At 44.3% G+C, this 634-nt stretch carries 1 protein-coding gene; it reads left to right on the top strand.

Annotated elements, in window-relative coordinates; all coding sequences use genetic code 11:
• Positions 1 to 146: 146 nt before the first annotated feature.
• Positions 147 to 634, top strand: a 488-nt coding sequence (locus ABD481_RS46695) for a DUF535 family protein (protein ID WP_344672347.1), incomplete at its 3' end; no start/stop codon positions are given.

Raw genomic sequence — 634 nt, 5'->3', positions numbered from 1 at the left:
AATAAGTTTAACGACAAATAACGTCGCCAGGATAATTTCCTGCCTAAATATTAAATGAAAGGACAACGAAGGAGTAATTAAGCGTTGACGAAACGCTTTTATGTTAATATGGCCGCGATTATGGATGAATCTATGGATCTTAATCAATGGAACATACTGTTGCAGGCGCCATCAAAGAATGGCGTAAACATAATAAAGTGATCGGTCAGGTCAAAATAAGCTATAAAAAAGTTTTACGAAAATGCAGAGAGCTCTCGCTCGCAGGAGGTAAATACAGAGAATATCAAGGACTTTGTGCGAAATATCAGTGCGCGCGGTTGACCGCGGTGACCAAAGGACTGGTGCCTTTTGAGGATAAACCGTTTAAAGCGTATCTCAATAAACGGCTGTCAAAACGACGCAAACTGGATATTGCCCATGGTTCACTGAATTTCATCGAGAAAACGTTTCACCCTGATGTGCTGCCGCAGGTCTACAATGTCGCGGATTTTGGCCGCGAGATGTTTTCTATTCCCTTGAAAAATGGCGATAAGCTTGACGTTAAGCTGCTGGCCTCGCCGTTTCAGGAGGAAGGGGAGCTGATGCTGCAGCTGTTTCTTGGCGACCGGCGCGTCTATAGCGTCTGTTTTTCCTG

The organism is Catenulispora yoronensis (assembly GCF_039531695.1).
Classification (GTDB): Bacteria; Actinomycetota; Actinomycetes; order Streptomycetales; family Catenulisporaceae; genus Catenulispora; species Catenulispora yoronensis.
Note: the sequence above shows the minus strand (reverse complement) of the source record. Positions and strands in the feature narration are given on the sequence as shown.